Genomic DNA, 15,609 nt, shown 5'->3' with positions numbered 1-15,609 from the left:
GGGGGGCGGCGAGCGGGCGCTGGCGCGCCCTCTCGGCGGCCCCGCTGGCGCGGGGCCTGGGCCGCTGGCGCGGCCCCTCTGCGGTGCGTTGGTCGTGCCCCGTCGCGTTCCTGGGGTGTCGGTGTCTGGGTCGCCGGGGTCGGTGTCGGAGTGCTCGTGGTGGTGTCTCGCTGGCGCGATCCACGGTCGGTGTCGTGCTCGGTCTGGCGGGGTGGGTGACGGTGGTGTGCGGGGCTGTGTGGGCGGCTGTGCTCGGCGGGGCGGGTGTCGGTACCGGAGTGGTGCTGTTCGGCGCTCTGGCGGGCGTGTGGAGGCTGTAACGGGCGGGTGTCGGTGTGGGGGTGCCTGGGTCTAGGGCATGCCGGGAGGAACCGGGGTGGCTCGGCGGGTAGGTCGGGTCGCAGTCGTGGGCGATCCCGGGGTGCAGCCGGAGCAGCCACACGCGCCCCGGAGACGGCCGAGCCAGCCCCGCCCCTCCCCCGATGCCACCCGCCGACCCAACCCCGCACCCGGCCACACAGCACCCCCCGACACGACCGACGGACGGGCCGCGCCAGCACCCCACCCCACCACCTCACCCAACCCACGACAAGTCCCCATTTAGTGGAACTTCCAAACTTACAGACTCTGTAACTCTCGTACTCCGACAGTCACAGACTCCGGCACTCCCGCACTCACAGACACCCAGACTCCCGAACACCCGAAGTCGAAGACGAGGGGAGCGCGCGCGGTGGACGGGGGTGAGAGCGGCAGGGGCCTCGGTCACCGCGCTGCGCGCACCGCTTGGGAGACGAATCCGTCTACCCTCTGATGCTGAGCAGACTGCCCAACCTCAGGGGGAAATCGTGACCACTCAAAGCGAACGCGAACAGATCGACCAAGCGCGCGCCGTCGCAAGAGCAGAAACTATCGCGGAGCTTCGACGCTTTACCGGCATTCCGGGTTATACGCCGGAACTTGGAGACCCCGAGCATGTCTCCTATGCGGACTACGAACTACAGCTGGAGCATGGGCTCAGTGTATGGAGCGCGAATTTCGACAGCGCTGTCGAAAGTGTGACCCGTGCCACGGCCATTCGTGATGGCGCTCGCAAGCGGATGGACGACGAGCAGCAACGCCGTATCGATGAGAGAGCTGGTGCAAATCGCATAAGCCGGCTGGTCGGCGCAGCAAAGGACGTGACCTTCCCGGAAAAGCGGGATCACGCGCAACGTGAGCGTGAGCTCGAGGAAAAGTGGGAATATCAGCACCGCTGCGAAAATCGCGTTCGAGAGATTCGCGCTGAACTGGCCGAGGTGAGCGCGTGGCTTGAGCTGATGTTCACCACCGCGGCCACCGCCCAGGCGGCACGACAGCAGCGTCGTGTCGACGAAGAGGTCCGCCAAGAGCAGGCCGCGCGAGACGTGTCATCTCGACGGTTCGCTACCTTCACCCGCGACGAGTTTGCCGAGCAAGACCAGCGTCGGGTGGCTCGTGTAGAGCGAGGTCATCTGACACTGGAGGGTTCGGTTCTCGGAACCGGATGGAGACAAGACAGCACGGATGATTCGTCCGGTAATAGCGTCAAGGGAAACTGGTCCTTGGTCTGGAATCACCTCACCAATGAGACGACGGTAGAACTTGCTGCATACCGGCATGAGCCGATGGTCTGGTTGCTGGGCACAAAGATCACGTCAGTGCAGCAGTTCCAAGATGTCTTCAACCCACTCCAGGGCCGCATGACCGAGCGCAACAGCCTGGCGTTGGTACTTGACGCTTACGAGGCGCTCTGAACCTGTTTAGGCGCTGGCCTTCTCGACGATGCGTCGCGCTTCGACGACGGTCTCGTGGACGACGCGGGTCTCGAACCGGCCGATGCGGTTGATGCGGGCTTTCTTGCCGTTGCGGAGCTCGCTGGCGAACGACCGGGCTGCGCCGCTGGTTCTGCCGCTGTAGACCTTCACCCACCGGCCGCCGTCGTTCTTCGCGAGGATCTCGATGACCTGCGCCTCGCTTGTGGGCCGAGCAGTGGTCGCGACGGGCAGGCCGAGTTCGCTGCTCGTGGCGGTTGCGCTCGAGGTGAGCTCTTCCAGGAGCCAGCTGGCGGACTTGGCGTTGAGCTTGCGCATCGTGGGGAGCTGGCGGACAGCCTGCTCTGCGGTGATGGGCGTGTAGGTGGCGGCGTGGTCGCGGCCGTAGAAGTCGTCCTCGACGGCGGTGCTGTGCTGCCAGGTGCCGGTGTTGGGCAGGTACACGAAGATGCGGTGTTCGCCGGCCGTCTCGTGGGCGGCGATCCACACCAGGTTCTGGTCGCTGTCGCGGACCTCGTAGAACTGGGTCATCGGTTCGTCTCCTCAGTCTCATTGTGCGCCACGGAGTAGGGGTTCGGGTAGATCTTCTCGACCAGCGGAAGGCCCCCGATGCTGGTGAGCTCCTCAAGGCCGGCGGGTGCCGGGATCTCGTTCGAGCGGGCGGTCATCCGCTCGTGTGCGGCAGCGCGATCGGCGTAGGGGGTGCGCCGGTCCCGCTCTAGCTCGTAGTCGACGTGGTTCTCGTCCTTCACGGCCTGGCTCAGCTCGGAGTGGAACTGGATCTCGACCGGTCGCTCGTCGCCGTGCTGCACGAGGACGTGGATGCCCTTGTAGACGTTGCCGGCGACGTAGGAGTGCTCAGCGGACACCACGGTGTACCCGCGGCTTTCGAGCGTGGTGATCGTCGACGAGGCAGTGGCCGGCAGATCGTCGTGCTGCTCAGTGACGGCGGTGTAGCGCAGCAGGTCGGTGAGCTTGTCGGAGACGCCTTGGAGGCCGCCGGCGTGTTGTGCGGCGGCAGTGGTGGTCGCACGGCTGCGGATCTTGCGCGCCAAGGATGCGGGGCTCTTCATGCGGAACTCGAGGCCGTGCGGGCGGGCGCCGGCGGGGATCGCGTCGACGACGTCGGCGGTGGTGTGCTGTTCTGCGGCCCGGGTCTCGGCGAGCACTGCGATGGTCTCGGTCGCGATGGCGGGCGCGTAGTCCCGCCAGACGGCCTCAGGGCCGTCCTGCGCGCCGTTCGTGGTCCAGTCGACCGCGGGGAGCTCCTCGGTCGGTTCGGGCGCGAGATCGGCCGTGGTGAGCTGCTGGAGGCGTCGTCGGTCGCGGCAACGCCGGCCGCCTTCCGCACACGACTGGCACATGGCGCCCTACTCCCCCTCGAGTAGCTGCAACGACCGGGCGTACTTCGCGGCCAGTCGTTCGCGCGTCGCCTCGTCGAGCTGAGCAAGCCGCTCGGGGTCGGTGTTGTCCTCGATGTCGGCGTACTTGACCACTCGGGCGCCGGCCCGGGCGCGAACCCTGGCGAAGTACTCCTCTGTCGGCTCGCCGGAGCGCTTGGTGACCGCCTCCACGTCGTCGACGACGTCTGCAGGAATCCCCTTGGCGATGAGGTCCGCGCGGGTGAGCTCGGTGTCCTCGAGCACGTCATGGAGCAACGCTGCAGCCACGACACCAGCGGACGCGTCCGGGTTCCGCCGGCGAACGCGCTTCGCGACCCGCACGGGGTGCTCGATGTAGGCGTGGCCGCTCTTGTCGACCTGCCCGGCATGTGCGCCTCGGGCGATCGCCAGAGCGAGTGCGACCAGCTGTTCCTGTCCCATGCGTCCAAACTAGCACGTTCCTAACATGACTTACAGACTTTGTGAGTTACAGATTTCGGAACTCTGTTGCTTCCGGACTCTGGTTGTGGTACATTCGTCAATGTCAGATCGAACGAAAGGGGCAACGCATGTCGCCACGCATCATCGCGGTGGTCAACCAGAAGGGTGGCGTCGGGAAGTCGACGGTCACGATGGGGTTGGCCGCTGTCTGTTCTGAGACCTCGAAGGTGCTCGTCGTGGACATCGACCCTCAGGGATCGGTGACGTTCTGGAGCGACCAGGCAGGGGACAACCTGCCGTTCGACACCACGTCAGATCTCGACCCGAAGAACCTCGCTCGTCTCCGCGAGCTCCCGTACGACGTGATCTTCGTCGACACGCCCGGCTCGCTCGAGAACGAGCACATCCTGAACCCGGTGCTCGACGAGGCGGACTTCGTCGTCCTCCCGACGGAGCCGGCACCGCTGGCTGTCCCGCCGCTGCTCAAGACCATCAAGCGTCTGATCGAGCCGCGCAGCGTGGACTACCGGGTGCTGATCAACAAGTACGACCCGCGCACGCCGGGCGATGCGGACGAAGCCGCGGAACTGATCGATGGCGCTGGCCTCGCTCGGTTCCAGGCACCGATCCGTTCCTACAAGATCCACGCTCGCGCACCGATGGACGGTCTCGTCGTGACGCAGTACCGGTCGTCCCGGAATGACCTCAAGGCCGCCGAGGACTTCCGCCGCGTCGCGATGGAGATGATGTCGTACTGGGCGAACGCCTCGACGAACAAGGGGAACCGCTGATGGCTCGCAAGAAGCTCGCTTCACTGCTCGACACCCCGGCCGACGCTCAGACCGTCGACGAGCAGAACACGACGGACACCGCAGCGGCGGGCGCTCCCGCTACGGAGACGACCGCAGCAGCTGAGACGCCGGCACCTGAGACGCCGGCACCTGCGGCAACGCCGCGGTTCGAGGACTTCCTCCGCAAGGAGGCCCGGTTCCGCGACGACCAGATCGAGAACCTCGGCCGGCACGCTCGCCGGCTGCAGCGCCTGCGCACCGCTCCTGGCGAGCGCATCACCGACAACACGCTCATTCGGGTCGCCGTCGACCTGCTGATGACCCGCGTCGATGAGCTCCAGGGCTCGAACGAGGCTGAGCTGCGCAGCTCACTCGGCATCACTGACTAAGTCTGTAAGTCTGTAACTACGGGAGTCCGTGGTTTTGGAACTCCGGAAGGAACGCGTGATGGACAACAGCTTCCGTCCCCGCGGCTGGACCCCGAAAGAGGTCCCCACGATCTGGCTCGACCACACCACCGGCCAGGGCGTCACCCGTGAAGGCACCTCGGTCCGCCCGAAGGTGGGCACCGGCCGGAAGAAGCCGAACCTCACCGACCTGCTCGACACCGCCGGCAGCTACGGCGCCGAACGCATCATGCTCACCGGCAAGCGCCCCGAGCCGGCCCCCGGCGTCCGGCACTGGCTGTTCGTGCAGACCCCGAACTGGATTCCCGGCTCCCACTGGGTTGCCGGCGGCCCCCCCACCGGCCGGTTCCAGCATGCGGTGACCGGCCAGAAGGTCGAAGTCCGCACAGTGGAGGAGTGGTTCGGTGACGTTCCCCTCACGCCCGCGCAGGCCCGCCTGGCCTGGAACACGCTCGAGGAGATCATCGCCGGCGTCGACGACCGCGCCCGGCTGATGCTCTCGCCGGCAGCGACCGGCACGAACCTCTGGGCCTGGTCGCTACCGAAGAACGTCAACCCGATCCCGGTCTCACCGGACATGGCGGACGAGATCCGCGGCAGCGCCGGCCAGCACCACTACGACCACATGGTCGCCGGTCCGAGCATGAGCACGCACGAGGACTGCGTGCCGCTGATCGACCCGGAGACGACCAAGAAGATCCAGACGTTCGCCCACGTCGACGGCCGGTTCATGTACGCGTCCCTCGGCCGGGAGCTCGGCATCGGCCCTGGCCTGCGTCTGAACCGCGCCGGCGCCTACAACCTGCTCGAGAACGAGCCATACGCCCGTGCCCGGTTCCTCGTCCGCTTCACCGTGCCGGATGACTGGAACCACGTTGGCCTGCTGGGCATGCAGCACTTCAAGGTCGAGGACGGCTGGTACTACCCGAACCGTCCCGGCGCCACGGGGGAGACCTGGGCCGATGCCGCTGAGGTGTTCGTCGCGCTGAACGCGGGGTGGCTCGTCGAGCCCCTCGAGGCAATCCAGTTCACCCGTGCCCGGCCGCTGGACACGTTCTACGAGCGCATCAAGCGCGCCCGCGACCGGGTGCAGAGCAACCCGGATCTCCCGCCGCTGCTGCGTCGGGCGCTTGCCGGTGCGCTCCGCGCGATCCTGCTGCAGACCGTCGGTAACTTCAACTCCGCCGGACGCGCGCAGACCCGCGTCGCGGAGAGCGCGTTCGACGTGCCGGCGGAGTACCAGTCGACGATGGTCCGGCAGGGGAAGCTGTTCCTCTACCAGATCCCCAGCACGGTCACCGAGCGCGCGCGGATGTTCTTCCACCCCGAGTTCTCCGCGCAGATCTGGGGCCGTGGCCGCGCGGCCGTGCTCTCCAGCGCCTCCGGCCTCGGACTCAAGACCGCCGGCGCCCTCGCGGTCCCCGGGCACACCCTCATCGGGATTAACGGTGACGCGATCTACACCACCGAGGTGCCGTCCTGGAGCCTCCCGGCCGAGCACGGCGGCGGCGACGACGGCAAGACCGGCCGGCTCCGCCTGCAGGGCATGCTCTTCGGGTCCTTCATCACACCCGACAGCCGCACCTCCCGTGACGCACTCGCGAAGCGCGCCGACGCGGCCGGCCCCGCTGCGGCGTGGGAGAACGGTGCTGCCTTGGCCGCTCAGGACGTGGCGTCGTGAGCGACGCGACGTCGCGGCAGGACAGCACCGCGCAGGAGCTCGTGCAAGAGCTCCGTGGTCGCGGTCTGAGCGTCTCGGAGATCGCCGGCGAGCTGCAGCGATCGCCGCGCATGATCCGCAAGGTGCTCAACGGTGAGACGAGCGGCTCCGTGTACCGGGCATCCCTGCTCGAGCTCGCTCGCACCGGGCAGACCAGCACCATCCCTCCGCGTCGACGTGGCCGCTCCGGGCAGCTTGTGCGCGTGCGGAACAAGGCCGGCGCTGCCGAAGCGACCGTGGTGCCCCAGGACACCGGTGGCCGGTACACGCAGGATCGCCAGGGTGGCCGGCTGCGCACGACGACGTACCTCGGTGGTGGCGGCCGCCAGCACGACCTTCAGATCCCGAAGGGCCGCGCGGCGAAGGGACGGCAGCAGGCCAACACCGAGATCCTGCAGCGCGTCCGTGGTGCCGCTCGTGGGCAGGCCCGTGACACGCAGCAGATGATCAAGGCCCGCGTCACCTACGCCAACGGGCGTGTGATGGAGGTCAAGGAGTACAACGCGTCGACGATGCTCAAGCGCATCAACGACCACGGCGGTGACGCGCTCTCCTGGTTCCGGGACGAGAACGGCGAGCGGTACACCAACCTCGACGTCTCGGAGCAGCCGATCACCGGCGTCACGATGACCGTCTACGGCAAGAGCAAGACCCAGGAGTACGACCGGCAGAAGTCCCGCGGCCGGCAGCGCCGCACGCAGTCCGGGTGGCGTCCGAACTACTGACGACCGACACAAGGAACGGTCCGCACGGCGATGGGGGCATCGCGTGCGGACCGTTCGCTATGCCCGGGGTGTTGGGGGGAACGCCCCGGTGCGTCCACGGTAGCGCCGGCCGCCGTCACGCGCACACTCCGTCGCGGCCCCGCTGGCGCCCCAGGAAGGTCGCGTCCTGGTTGGGCCGAATCTGCCCGGGGGGCTCTTCCCTGACTCTTCACCGTGGATAGGATTGGCCGGGACGTGCCCCCCAGGGCTAAGGGCCGGCCAACCCCTACCCCCGTCTCGACTCAGTACCTCCGGAACTTACAGACTTCCGGAGCCTGGGACTTCCGCTCTCTGGCACTTCCGCACTGCCGGAGCCCGGCACTTCGGTGGTCTGCGACTTCGGCTCTCCGGCAGTCCCGGATCTCCGAACTCACGGCGTCCCGAACTGCCGATGTTCCGTGCTCCCGGACTCCGCAGGTTCCGGACTCACGAGGTACGGACCGGCGCCGGCCGATCGCCCTCGACGTGCCCCGCCGGCGGTCGTGCACGGCCGTCCGGTCAGCGGGTGGCGACGCCGACCGGAACGTAGGGCAGCAGGCGGCGGCTCCGCGAGCTCGAGGTCCCGGCGGCGCGTGCGGCGGCGATCGCCGCGGCGCGTGCGTCAGCGTCCTCGGCGTCGATGCGAGCCTGCGCCGCCTCGAGCTCACGCTGCCAGTCCGGCACCGTCGACGAGCGACGGGCACGGTCCCGTGCGGGTCCTGGCCGGGCGTCGTCGACGTCGACGGGCTCCGGCGTCCTTGCAGGGTTCGGGGGAGTACTCGCGGCATCCTCGGCCGCGTGGAGCTCCTGCAGCCGGACCCATCCCTCGCGGAACGTGACGTCGGTCGCCCAGAGCTGCTCGAGGTCGCGTTGCCCCGTGAACTCCGGGGGAGTGGGGGGTACCGGAGCGGTCGACGTGGGTCGGCGGAACGCCCGAGCGAGCCGAGCGCGGAGCCACCCCAGCCCGTCGCGGAACCGGAAGTGCGGCTCCCAGCGCAGGACCCGCTCCAGGAGCTCGTCCGCGGTGTACGAGGCGTCGATGCCAAAGTCATCGAGGATGCGCACCAGGCCCAGCACGGAGCGTCCCTGCGTGAACCGTCCGACCACGGAGCCGTCCGGGCGCACTGTCGCAGCGTCCAGGGCCGCCACGAGCTGCCGGAACGCCGGAGGACGCTCGCTCAACGGTCGCATCGGTGCACGTGTGCTCTTCGGCCTCGTGGGAGATCCCTGCTGCCCCGGTCGCGCAGCGGCCGTCCGCCGCGAACGCGGCTTGTTGGGTATCTCTGTAACGGGAGAAGAGCTTCTAGTTGAGGTCTCGGGATGTAGGTGGAAGGTAGAGCTCCCACGACCAGGCCGACGGCTCGACGCTGCAGCCGCCAGATGCGCCGGCACGATCAGCGCCGCCTCGTTGCCCACCGCCTTCTGGTAGAGCCCACGAGCCCGGAACATCGCCTGCTCGCGAGCCGACAACGGCCGGCCGACCCGGACCATCGCGTAGAGGCCCAGCTCCGTGAGGATCGCGGTCACCTGCTGCACCCGCTTCATCGCCGCCTGCACACGACGACGCCCAGCGTCCGTGGACACGTCGACGTCGTCGAGTAGGCCGGCCTTCACCGCGATCGTCTGCCGCGACGCAGTCACCCCGCGGCCCGTGGTGTTGTCCGCGAAGCCCGCGAGGGCATGCACGATCGCCCAGAACGGCTCGTCGGCGACCCACTTGCGCGCCCACGCCTTCCGCAGCTCCCGACCCTGCTCAGAGCCGACAGCAGCGCCGACCGCGGCGAGGTACTGCCGGCGAGAGGACCACGCCGGCAGCGCCGCGTACGCGCCCTCAGGCGCCGGAAGCGTCGACGAGCGACGGCCCACACGGGCTCGCTCAGTCCAGTCGGTACCCCACGACTTCGGGGCCTTGAGCGCGACCCGTCGACGGCGCCCACGGGCGTCCTCGAGGAACCGCCAAGCCACCCGGTCCGAGTGAACGGCCGGCGTGCTGGTGGCGTGGGTAGCGGCGACTGTTCCGCGCGGCTGCGGGGAAGTGGGGGGTACCGAAGTACCGACGTCCGTGAGTTGGGAAGTTACAGACTTCCGAACTTCCGGCGGCGTGGCGTGGTCAAACGTACTTGTAGGGCTTACGATGAGATCACCCCCGGGTACCTCCTGGTGGGTACGACGAAGGCCCGGCGTTCAACCGGAACTTCGAAGGAGAAACTCGGAACCTGGCAGGTCGGCAAACTCATCAGGTTCAGAGCCGAGAACTTCTGGCCCCCGCTTCGGCGGGGGCCTTCTTGGTTATGCCTCGTCGATAGGCAGCTCCCCATCGTTCGACGGCACCGGGTAGTCCCACCAGACCGGAACGCCACGGGCGTCCAGCTCGAGGTGGGCTTCCACACGTTCGAAGAAGACCGCGCTCGAGACACCGAGACGGTCAGCGATCGCTTCGAAGCGAGCCTTGGACGCGCGCTCGACGGACCATCCCAGGAGGACGGGATCAACGAGAGTGCCGCGCGGGCGGCGATGTGGCGCCATGCGGCAAACGTATCTCTATATCTAGAGTCAGACGCGGCAGTGGAATGGGCGTGTCGCATCGGTCAGGACTGCTCGGGGAGGCGCATGTCGATGCGGTCGTCGCTGGGCAGGGAGATCGTGCCGGGCTCGCCGGAGTCGTAGTCGCGGTAGGAGAGCTCGACGTAGCCGTCCTCGGCGTCGTCGTAGCCGGCGAACTCGAGCACGCCCCAGACGCCCTCCTCGACCTCGACGAGCGCACCCTCGCTCTGGAGGTACCCGTTGCCGTCGAGAAGCTCTTCCACGCTCGAGGTGGTGGCTTCGGAGTACCCCTCGAACGGCTGCAGCTGCTCGTCGGGTTCCTCGGCCTCGATCTGGATCTGCTCGAGCTGCTTGGCGACGGGGGACTCGTAGACGCCGGCCATCTTCCGGATCGGCATCGCGTCGGCGATCGTGGCCTTGGCGATCCGCGCGTCCATGTAGTCGTCGAAGTCGGCGCCGTTCTTGATGAGCTTGCCGTTGTCATCGAACTCGGGGGAGTCGTCCGGGTCGATGATCCGCTTCGTGTCCCAGAGGTTCACGCGAGGCCGGAGGTTCTCGACCAGCTGCAGGTCCGTCTCGAACGCCCACTCAGAGGGGTTCTCGGGATCAGTTTGCTCGGGGTCTGGGGTCCAGTACGTCTGGAGCTCGACGGGGGTACCGGACTTGTTGCGGGCCATGCCGCGCCCCTTGGCGTTCACGGGCACGGTGGTGCCGGTGACGAAGGACTGCCACATCATCTTCGCGCCCTCGGGAGAGAGCTTGCCGAGGCTGACGCGGAAGCCGAAGTTGTCGCGCATGTCGCCGGTGAGGAACTCGGCATCGGGACGCTGCAGCCCGATCAGGAGGTGGATGCGGAGCTTCCGGCCGAGGCTGACGATGTCGGAGAATTCGGTGAGGGTCACTGGGGTCGTCGACGCGCCCTTGGGCTTCACGGACCGGTACCAGGCGAGCAGCGCGTTGCGGAACGTCTTGAACTCGTCGACGACGAACAGCACCGGCTCGAAGTCGTTGAGCCGCACCCGGCGGCTCTCGTACGCCTCCATGCGTTCCTGCATCAGCTCGTAGACGGCCCGCACGACGCGCGCCTGGTGGTCGATGCGTCCGGCGATGAGCTCGACGTTGGGGTACTCGCGCAGACCGAGCAGCTCGATGCGCTTGCCGTCGATACCCCAGATTCGCCAGCCGTGCGCGGCGAGGTACATGACGATGCCGAGGATGACGACGGTCTTGCCCTTACCGGTCTCACCGGTGACCATTCCGTGGGCCTGATCCTTCGGCTTCCAGACGATGACCTCGCCGTCCTCGTCCTTCCCGATCGGGACGGCCATCTGGTCGTAGCCGGCCTTCGGGTCGACGTTCTCCGGCGCGACCGCTGGGTTCGGGATCAGCGACTCCAGCTTGGGTCGCAGCTCGAACCGGACGAAGTCCCGCTGGAGATCCCAGAACGCTCGCCACCGGCCGGCAAGCACGGCGGATGTGGCGCTCTCGATGTGGGTGCGGACACCTTCACGGGTCAGCCGTGGGGACACCTCGAACTTGACAGTGATCTCCTTCGGCTCGCCGGCGTCGTCGGTCTTCGTCGTGACCTGCGCGTCCGAGCCGAACGTCTTCGCCATCTGCGTGCGGACACGCTCGGTCTTCTCGTCCGCCTCACGGTCGGTGACGGAGTCGTGCTCGACGAGCCACACCAGACCGCGGCGCTCGTTGTGCTTGGCGACGCGGTAGCTGACCCCGAAGCGAGCAGCGGCGCGCCGGCGGAGCTCGTTGACGAGCTCGAGGGTGCTGCCGTCGACAGCGGAGGCAGTGTTGTACGACAGGCGGAGCTTGCGGGGGGTGCCGATCCATGAGCCCTTCCAGACGCTCGCGCGCACCCGGGACCGGTCCGGTTCCGGCCAGCCGAGGACCGCGTTGACGCTGAGGAGGAACAGGTCGAGCTGCTCGGCGCGACGAGCGGACCGGGTGTGCAGCACGATGACGCCGGCGACCGCCAGTACCGCCCCGATCCCGATGCCGACGGCGATCCCGGGCGCGGACACCGCCGCGGCGATGCCGGCACCGACGAGGGCCAGAGCGGCGATCACGACGGCGCTACCGAGCCAGCTTCCCCGTCGAGGCAGCCGGTCCACCCCGGCCGTGCGGCTCACGCTCGACTCCGCTTGTCCTGCGCCGCCCGGACCCGTCCGCGCACCAGCAGCACCACGATCAGCGCGACCAGCAGCAGAGCGCCGGCAGCGATCGCAATCCGCGCCAGATCGAGGCCGGCGCCGGTACCGACCGGGATCAGTACCCCCTCAGTGGCGAGCACGTGGACGCGCACAAGCCATGCCTGCGCGGTGGGTACGGCACTCGCGAGCAGCGTTGGTCCGATGACCACCGCGGCGATGATCCCGGCGAACCAGGTCCACATGTCGTCGTTGCTGTTCTGCACAGCGGCTCCCTTCATCGCGGGCCGGTGGCCCTCACTGGTAAAGGGGTGACGTCATCCCGGCCGACCGGGACAAATCAGTTCGAGCTCAGGGGATCTCGGGCGCGGCGTACTGCTTGGACGCCCACGTGATCGGCGTCGCGTACGTGCCGGCGCTGGTCTCGTACTGGCCGCCGGTGGGCTGGTTCGATGAGTCATTGGCGAAGGCATGGATGCACCAGGTGAGCGTGCGCCCGGTCGCAATCGGCGTGGTGGAGTCCAGCCCGTCGCAGCCCGGGGAGGTGAGCGTGTTGGAGCTCGGCAGCTGATCGGCGCCGGGGTGGGTGGCGATCGTGAAGCGGGCGAGATCCGATGCAGACAGCGCCGCGGTCGGTTCGGTCTGGGCGCCGTCGCTGTCGATGACGCCGAGCACCGTCAGCGACACCGGCATTGTCCAGACAGTGTCGTAGCCGGCGAGGGCGGAACTCTGGCGCACGACGTCCTGCACCTGGTCGGCCGGCAGCTTCGTGAGCTCGTCCATCGTGACGCGGGCGTACACGGTGTCCCCGTTCGCGGCGTCGATGGTGAGCGTGGCAGGCAGCCCGACTGAGAGCTGCGCGCCGGTGGTGCTGAGTCGGGTGTTGAGCAGCTGCTGCAGGTCACCGTCACTGCTGCCGCTTGTGGGAGACGGAGCACTCACCGGGGCGGTCGTGCTCGAGCGTGACTCCGACGTCGGCCGCTGCAGGGCAACGACGATGACGGCGGCGATGACGGCGGCGATCGCGAAGGCGATGAGGAGCAGCTTGCGCATGAGGGGGGTCCGCGCTCAGGCCGCGTAGGCGGTGCGGGCGGCGATCCCGATCCGGTTCCGGACACGGGCGAGTCGCTTCCGCACACCCTCGCTCGTGATCCCCAGATCCGTCGCGATCGCGGTGTGGCTCTCCTCGCCGAGGTAGGCCCGGCCGAGCAGCGCGACCTCCTCAGTGGTGACCACGTGCGTGTCCACCGCCCACGTGAGCAAGTTCGCGAGCTCCGATTCGGGGGAAGGCTCCGGCTCGGTCCATGCGCCGGCGACGTGCTCGAGGACTTCGTCCGCGACGCAGTTCGTGAGACCAGCGACGAGTCGGTCGTTCGCGGACGGCTTCGGCGCGATCACGCTCAGCGTGCCCATCGTGAGGTTCGCCATCACGCGATCGCGCAGGTGCAGCTTGTAGCGGCGGATGCTCTCCCACGCGGCACCGATCGCGATGTCGACCCGGTCGTTCCGGCTCAGCTCGTCGAGGGCGTGCACCCGGTGCGCCATGTTGCGCGCCGCCGGGATGAGCAGCTGCAGCAGAACCCGCTCGGCCGTCCGGTCGCCGTGGTGCGCCAGGCCGAGCAGCTCGTGCAGCAGAGCGTCCCGGTCGCCGTCGACGACGCGACGAGCCTGCTCGAGCATCGCGCCGGCGGTCATCGTCCCAAAGCTGCCGAAGACATGCAGACGGTCAGCGATCTCGTCTTCCCACTCACGGCGCAGCTTGCTGTCGAGCGAAAACGCACGGTTGGTGATGGTGCTCATGAGAACCCCCGAGGTGAGACGAACTGGTCTCGAACGACGGTCCTCACGCGGGAGGTACTGCCGGGGGTACCCGCGAGGACCCCGGATCGGCCGCCACGGCGTATCCCGGCGGGTCCCTCCTCGAACCCCCATGAACACGCGGATCGGCGGAGGAACGGGCGCCGGAAAAATCTCCGGACGAATTTGTCCCGGTCGGCCTGCTCGGCGGCACCCCCTTACATGTGAGAGGCCATTTCCGGTCTTGCCATCGACGAAGGGACCGTGCGATGCCCACGCACGACGACGCAGCACCGCAGCTGCCCGACGGGTTGCTCGATGAGCTGAACGAGCACGCCCGAGTGCTCTCCGCCTACGACCAGGCGCAGGACGTCGCGCTCGATCTGCACGAGAAGCCGTTCAGTCCAGAGACCCAGGCGCGGGCACTGCGGTACCTGCAGTCGCAGGAGTACCAGCGCGCCGTCGAATCGGTCCGCAGCCACGGGAGGAGCGCGTGATGAAGCTGCCCAAGAAGAAGGCCCCGCAGCCGACGTCGAGCGAGCCGGACACCACCGTGCAGACCGCGCAGTGGACCAACGGCGCGCACCTCGGTTCTCGAGGTGTGACGATCGCCATCGTCGCCGCATTGGTGTGCGGTCCAGTCGCGCTCGCCTTCATCGCCCTCTCCGGCGGTGGCAGCTCCGAAGCCGCGCCCCGGGTGGTGAGCTCCGAGCAGCCGTCCCCGCTGCAGCAGTCCGCCGGCAGCTTCGCCGCCGGCTTCGTCGGTGCGTGGCTCGCCGCCGACCGCGACGACTCGTCCGCGCTCGACGCGTACACGACCGCGAACATCGAACTGCCCAAGGCCGGCTTCCAGTACCGCGATCTCGCCGTCGCTTCGGCGAACACCACCACCGACGGGCTCGCCCAGATCGTGGTCGCCGCGAACGTGAAGGACGACACCGTCGACGCCGACAAGGGCGACCAGTGGCCGCGCCGCTACTTCCAGGTCACCGTCGCCGACGGCGGCAACAAGCTCAGCGCTGTCGGACTGCCCGCACCGGTCGCCGGCCCCCGGCACACCACCGACGGGATCTCCCTCGGCTACGGCGAAACCATCTCCACCAGCTCCGCCGCCGGGAAGACCGTCAACGCCTTCCTCGCCGCGTACCTCACCGGGCAGGGCGACACCGAGCCGTACACCGCGCCGTCCAAGTCGATCCCGCCGATCGACCCGGCGCCATACACGGCCCTGTCGGTCTCCACCCTCACCGCCACCACGACACCGTCGGACCACCCCACCGACGGCGCCAGCGTGAACGTCTACGCGACCGTGACGGTCTCCAACTCCGTCGGCCAGCAGGTGACCGCGACCTACCCGATCACGCTCCGCGCTCGCGCGGACCGATGGGAAGTCTCCGCGCTCGGCACCGCCCCGACGCTCTCGAACTCCGACGCCGCCACCCCGGCACCGTCGGCTACCCCCGCACCGACCGAAGGGAACTGACCATGTCCATCACCACCCTCGCCACCACCGCGGTCACCGGTGTCACCGACGCGACCACCCGCCTGTCCGTCAAGGCCGCTGTCGCGATCGGCGACGCGACCGGCCCCGTCCTCGCGGGCGGGATCGTCGACACCGCCAACGACCAGCTCAACCAGTTCAAGGCACTGATCATCACCGCCGGTGTCGTCATCGGCCTGATCGCGTTCTTCATGATCTCGATCAAGAAGGGCTGGGCGATGGGCGGCATCATCCAGGGCCTGTTCGTCGGCGCCCTCATCGCGTTCGCCGTCGGCGGTGGCGGCACCGTGTGGCTCGGCAACCAGTTCAAGGACCAGCTGGGGAGCTGATC

The 15,609-nt window shown here is 68.3% G+C and carries 16 protein-coding genes; 8 read left to right on the top strand and 8 right to left on the bottom strand.

The annotated features are described in order from the left end of the window. Nucleotides 1-845 precede the first annotated feature (845 nt). On the top strand, nucleotides 846-1,772 hold the full coding sequence (locus LQK89_RS17675; protein ID WP_231051008.1) for a hypothetical protein: 927 nt from the start codon (nucleotides 846-848) through the stop codon (nucleotides 1,770-1,772). 6 nt (nucleotides 1,773-1,778) lie between these two features. Here LQK89_RS17675 and LQK89_RS17670 read toward each other — a convergent pair whose 3' ends face one another. From LQK89_RS17670 to LQK89_RS17660, 3 genes are all read right to left on the bottom strand, one after another. Further along, nucleotides 1,779-2,321 carry a hypothetical protein gene (locus LQK89_RS17670; RefSeq protein WP_231051007.1) on the bottom strand — a complete coding sequence of 181 codons (543 nt, stop codon included), beginning with the start codon at nucleotides 2,319-2,321 and terminating at the stop codon, nucleotides 1,779-1,781. Continuing rightward, nucleotides 2,318-2,959 carry a hypothetical protein gene (locus LQK89_RS17665; RefSeq protein WP_231051006.1) on the bottom strand — a complete coding sequence of 214 codons (642 nt, stop codon included), beginning with the start codon at nucleotides 2,957-2,959 and terminating at the stop codon, nucleotides 2,318-2,320. Before LQK89_RS17665 ends, LQK89_RS17670 begins: the two co-directional genes overlap by 4 nt. A 201-nt stretch (nucleotides 2,960-3,160) precedes the next feature. Then, entirely contained in the window at nucleotides 3,161-3,613 is a 453-nt protein-coding gene (locus tag LQK89_RS17660) for an HD domain-containing protein (protein WP_231051005.1), read from the bottom strand. A gap of 128 nt (nucleotides 3,614-3,741) precedes the next feature. On the opposite strand from LQK89_RS17660, the gene LQK89_RS17655 reads away from it, so the two are divergent. From LQK89_RS17655 to LQK89_RS17640, 4 genes are read left to right on the top strand one after another with little or no spacing between them, the layout of a single operon-like run. Beyond that, nucleotides 3,742-4,404 (top strand): ParA family protein, encoded by a 663-nt coding sequence (locus LQK89_RS17655; protein ID WP_231051004.1) that lies wholly within the window; start codon nucleotides 3,742-3,744, stop codon nucleotides 4,402-4,404. Then, nucleotides 4,404-4,793, top strand: coding sequence for a hypothetical protein (locus LQK89_RS17650; protein ID WP_231051003.1), 390 nt, complete (start codon nucleotides 4,404-4,406; stop codon nucleotides 4,791-4,793). The genes LQK89_RS17655 and LQK89_RS17650 overlap by 1 nt, the downstream gene beginning before the upstream one ends. A 58-nt stretch (nucleotides 4,794-4,851) precedes the next feature. Next, the gene (locus LQK89_RS17645; RefSeq protein ID WP_231051002.1) at nucleotides 4,852-6,492 is read left to right on the top strand and encodes a hypothetical protein; all 1,641 of its coding nucleotides are present in this window, start codon (nucleotides 4,852-4,854) and stop codon (nucleotides 6,490-6,492) included. Then, nucleotides 6,489-7,256 (top strand): hypothetical protein, encoded by a 768-nt coding sequence (locus tag LQK89_RS17640; protein WP_231051001.1) that lies wholly within the window; start codon nucleotides 6,489-6,491, stop codon nucleotides 7,254-7,256. The genes LQK89_RS17645 and LQK89_RS17640 overlap by 4 nt, the downstream gene beginning before the upstream one ends. A 537-nt stretch (nucleotides 7,257-7,793) precedes the next feature. Here LQK89_RS17640 and LQK89_RS17635 read toward each other — a convergent pair. From LQK89_RS17635 to LQK89_RS17615, 5 genes are all read right to left on the bottom strand, one after another. Beyond that, on the bottom strand, nucleotides 7,794-9,239 hold the full coding sequence (locus LQK89_RS17635; protein ID WP_231051000.1) for a hypothetical protein: 1,446 nt from the start codon (nucleotides 9,237-9,239) through the stop codon (nucleotides 7,794-7,796). A 623-nt stretch (nucleotides 9,240-9,862) separates the two neighbouring features. Beyond that, the gene (locus LQK89_RS17630; RefSeq protein ID WP_231050999.1) at nucleotides 9,863-11,899 is read right to left on the bottom strand and encodes an FtsK/SpoIIIE domain-containing protein; all 2,037 of its coding nucleotides are present in this window, start codon (nucleotides 11,897-11,899) and stop codon (nucleotides 9,863-9,865) included. 59 nt (nucleotides 11,900-11,958) lie between these two features. Then, nucleotides 11,959-12,246, bottom strand: a complete 288-nt coding sequence (locus LQK89_RS17625) for a hypothetical protein (protein WP_231050998.1) — start codon at nucleotides 12,244-12,246, stop codon at nucleotides 11,959-11,961. 85 nt (nucleotides 12,247-12,331) lie between these two features. Next, a complete protein-coding gene (locus tag LQK89_RS17620) occupies nucleotides 12,332-13,033 on the bottom strand; it encodes a hypothetical protein (protein WP_231050997.1) in 702 nt (233 codons plus the stop codon). Between the two features lie 15 nt (nucleotides 13,034-13,048). Further along, nucleotides 13,049-13,780 (bottom strand): hypothetical protein, encoded by a 732-nt coding sequence (locus LQK89_RS17615; protein ID WP_231050996.1) that lies wholly within the window; start codon nucleotides 13,778-13,780, stop codon nucleotides 13,049-13,051. 266 nt (nucleotides 13,781-14,046) lie between these two features. On the opposite strand from LQK89_RS17615, the gene LQK89_RS17610 reads away from it, so the two are divergent. The 3 genes from LQK89_RS17610 to LQK89_RS17600 are packed head-to-tail and all read left to right on the top strand — an operon-like array spanning nucleotide 14,047 to nucleotide 15,607. After that, the gene (locus tag LQK89_RS17610) at nucleotides 14,047-14,274 is read left to right on the top strand and encodes a hypothetical protein (protein WP_231050995.1); all 228 of its coding nucleotides are present in this window, start codon (nucleotides 14,047-14,049) and stop codon (nucleotides 14,272-14,274) included. Further along, entirely contained in the window at nucleotides 14,274-15,260 is a 987-nt protein-coding gene (locus tag LQK89_RS17605) for a conjugal transfer protein (RefSeq protein ID WP_231050994.1), read from the top strand. The genes LQK89_RS17610 and LQK89_RS17605 overlap by 1 nt, the downstream gene beginning before the upstream one ends. Nucleotides 15,261-15,262: 2 nt before the next feature. Beyond that, nucleotides 15,263-15,607: a hypothetical protein gene (locus LQK89_RS17600; protein WP_231050993.1), complete on the top strand. Its 345-nt coding sequence runs from the start codon at nucleotides 15,263-15,265 to the stop codon at nucleotides 15,605-15,607. Nucleotides 15,608-15,609 lie beyond the last annotated feature (2 nt).

Origin of the sequence: Curtobacterium sp. C1 (assembly GCF_021049325.1) — a bacterium.
Taxonomy (GTDB): Bacteria; Actinomycetota; Actinomycetes; order Actinomycetales; family Microbacteriaceae; genus Curtobacterium; species Curtobacterium citreum.
Note: the sequence above shows the minus strand (reverse complement) of the source record. Positions and strands in the feature narration are given on the sequence as shown.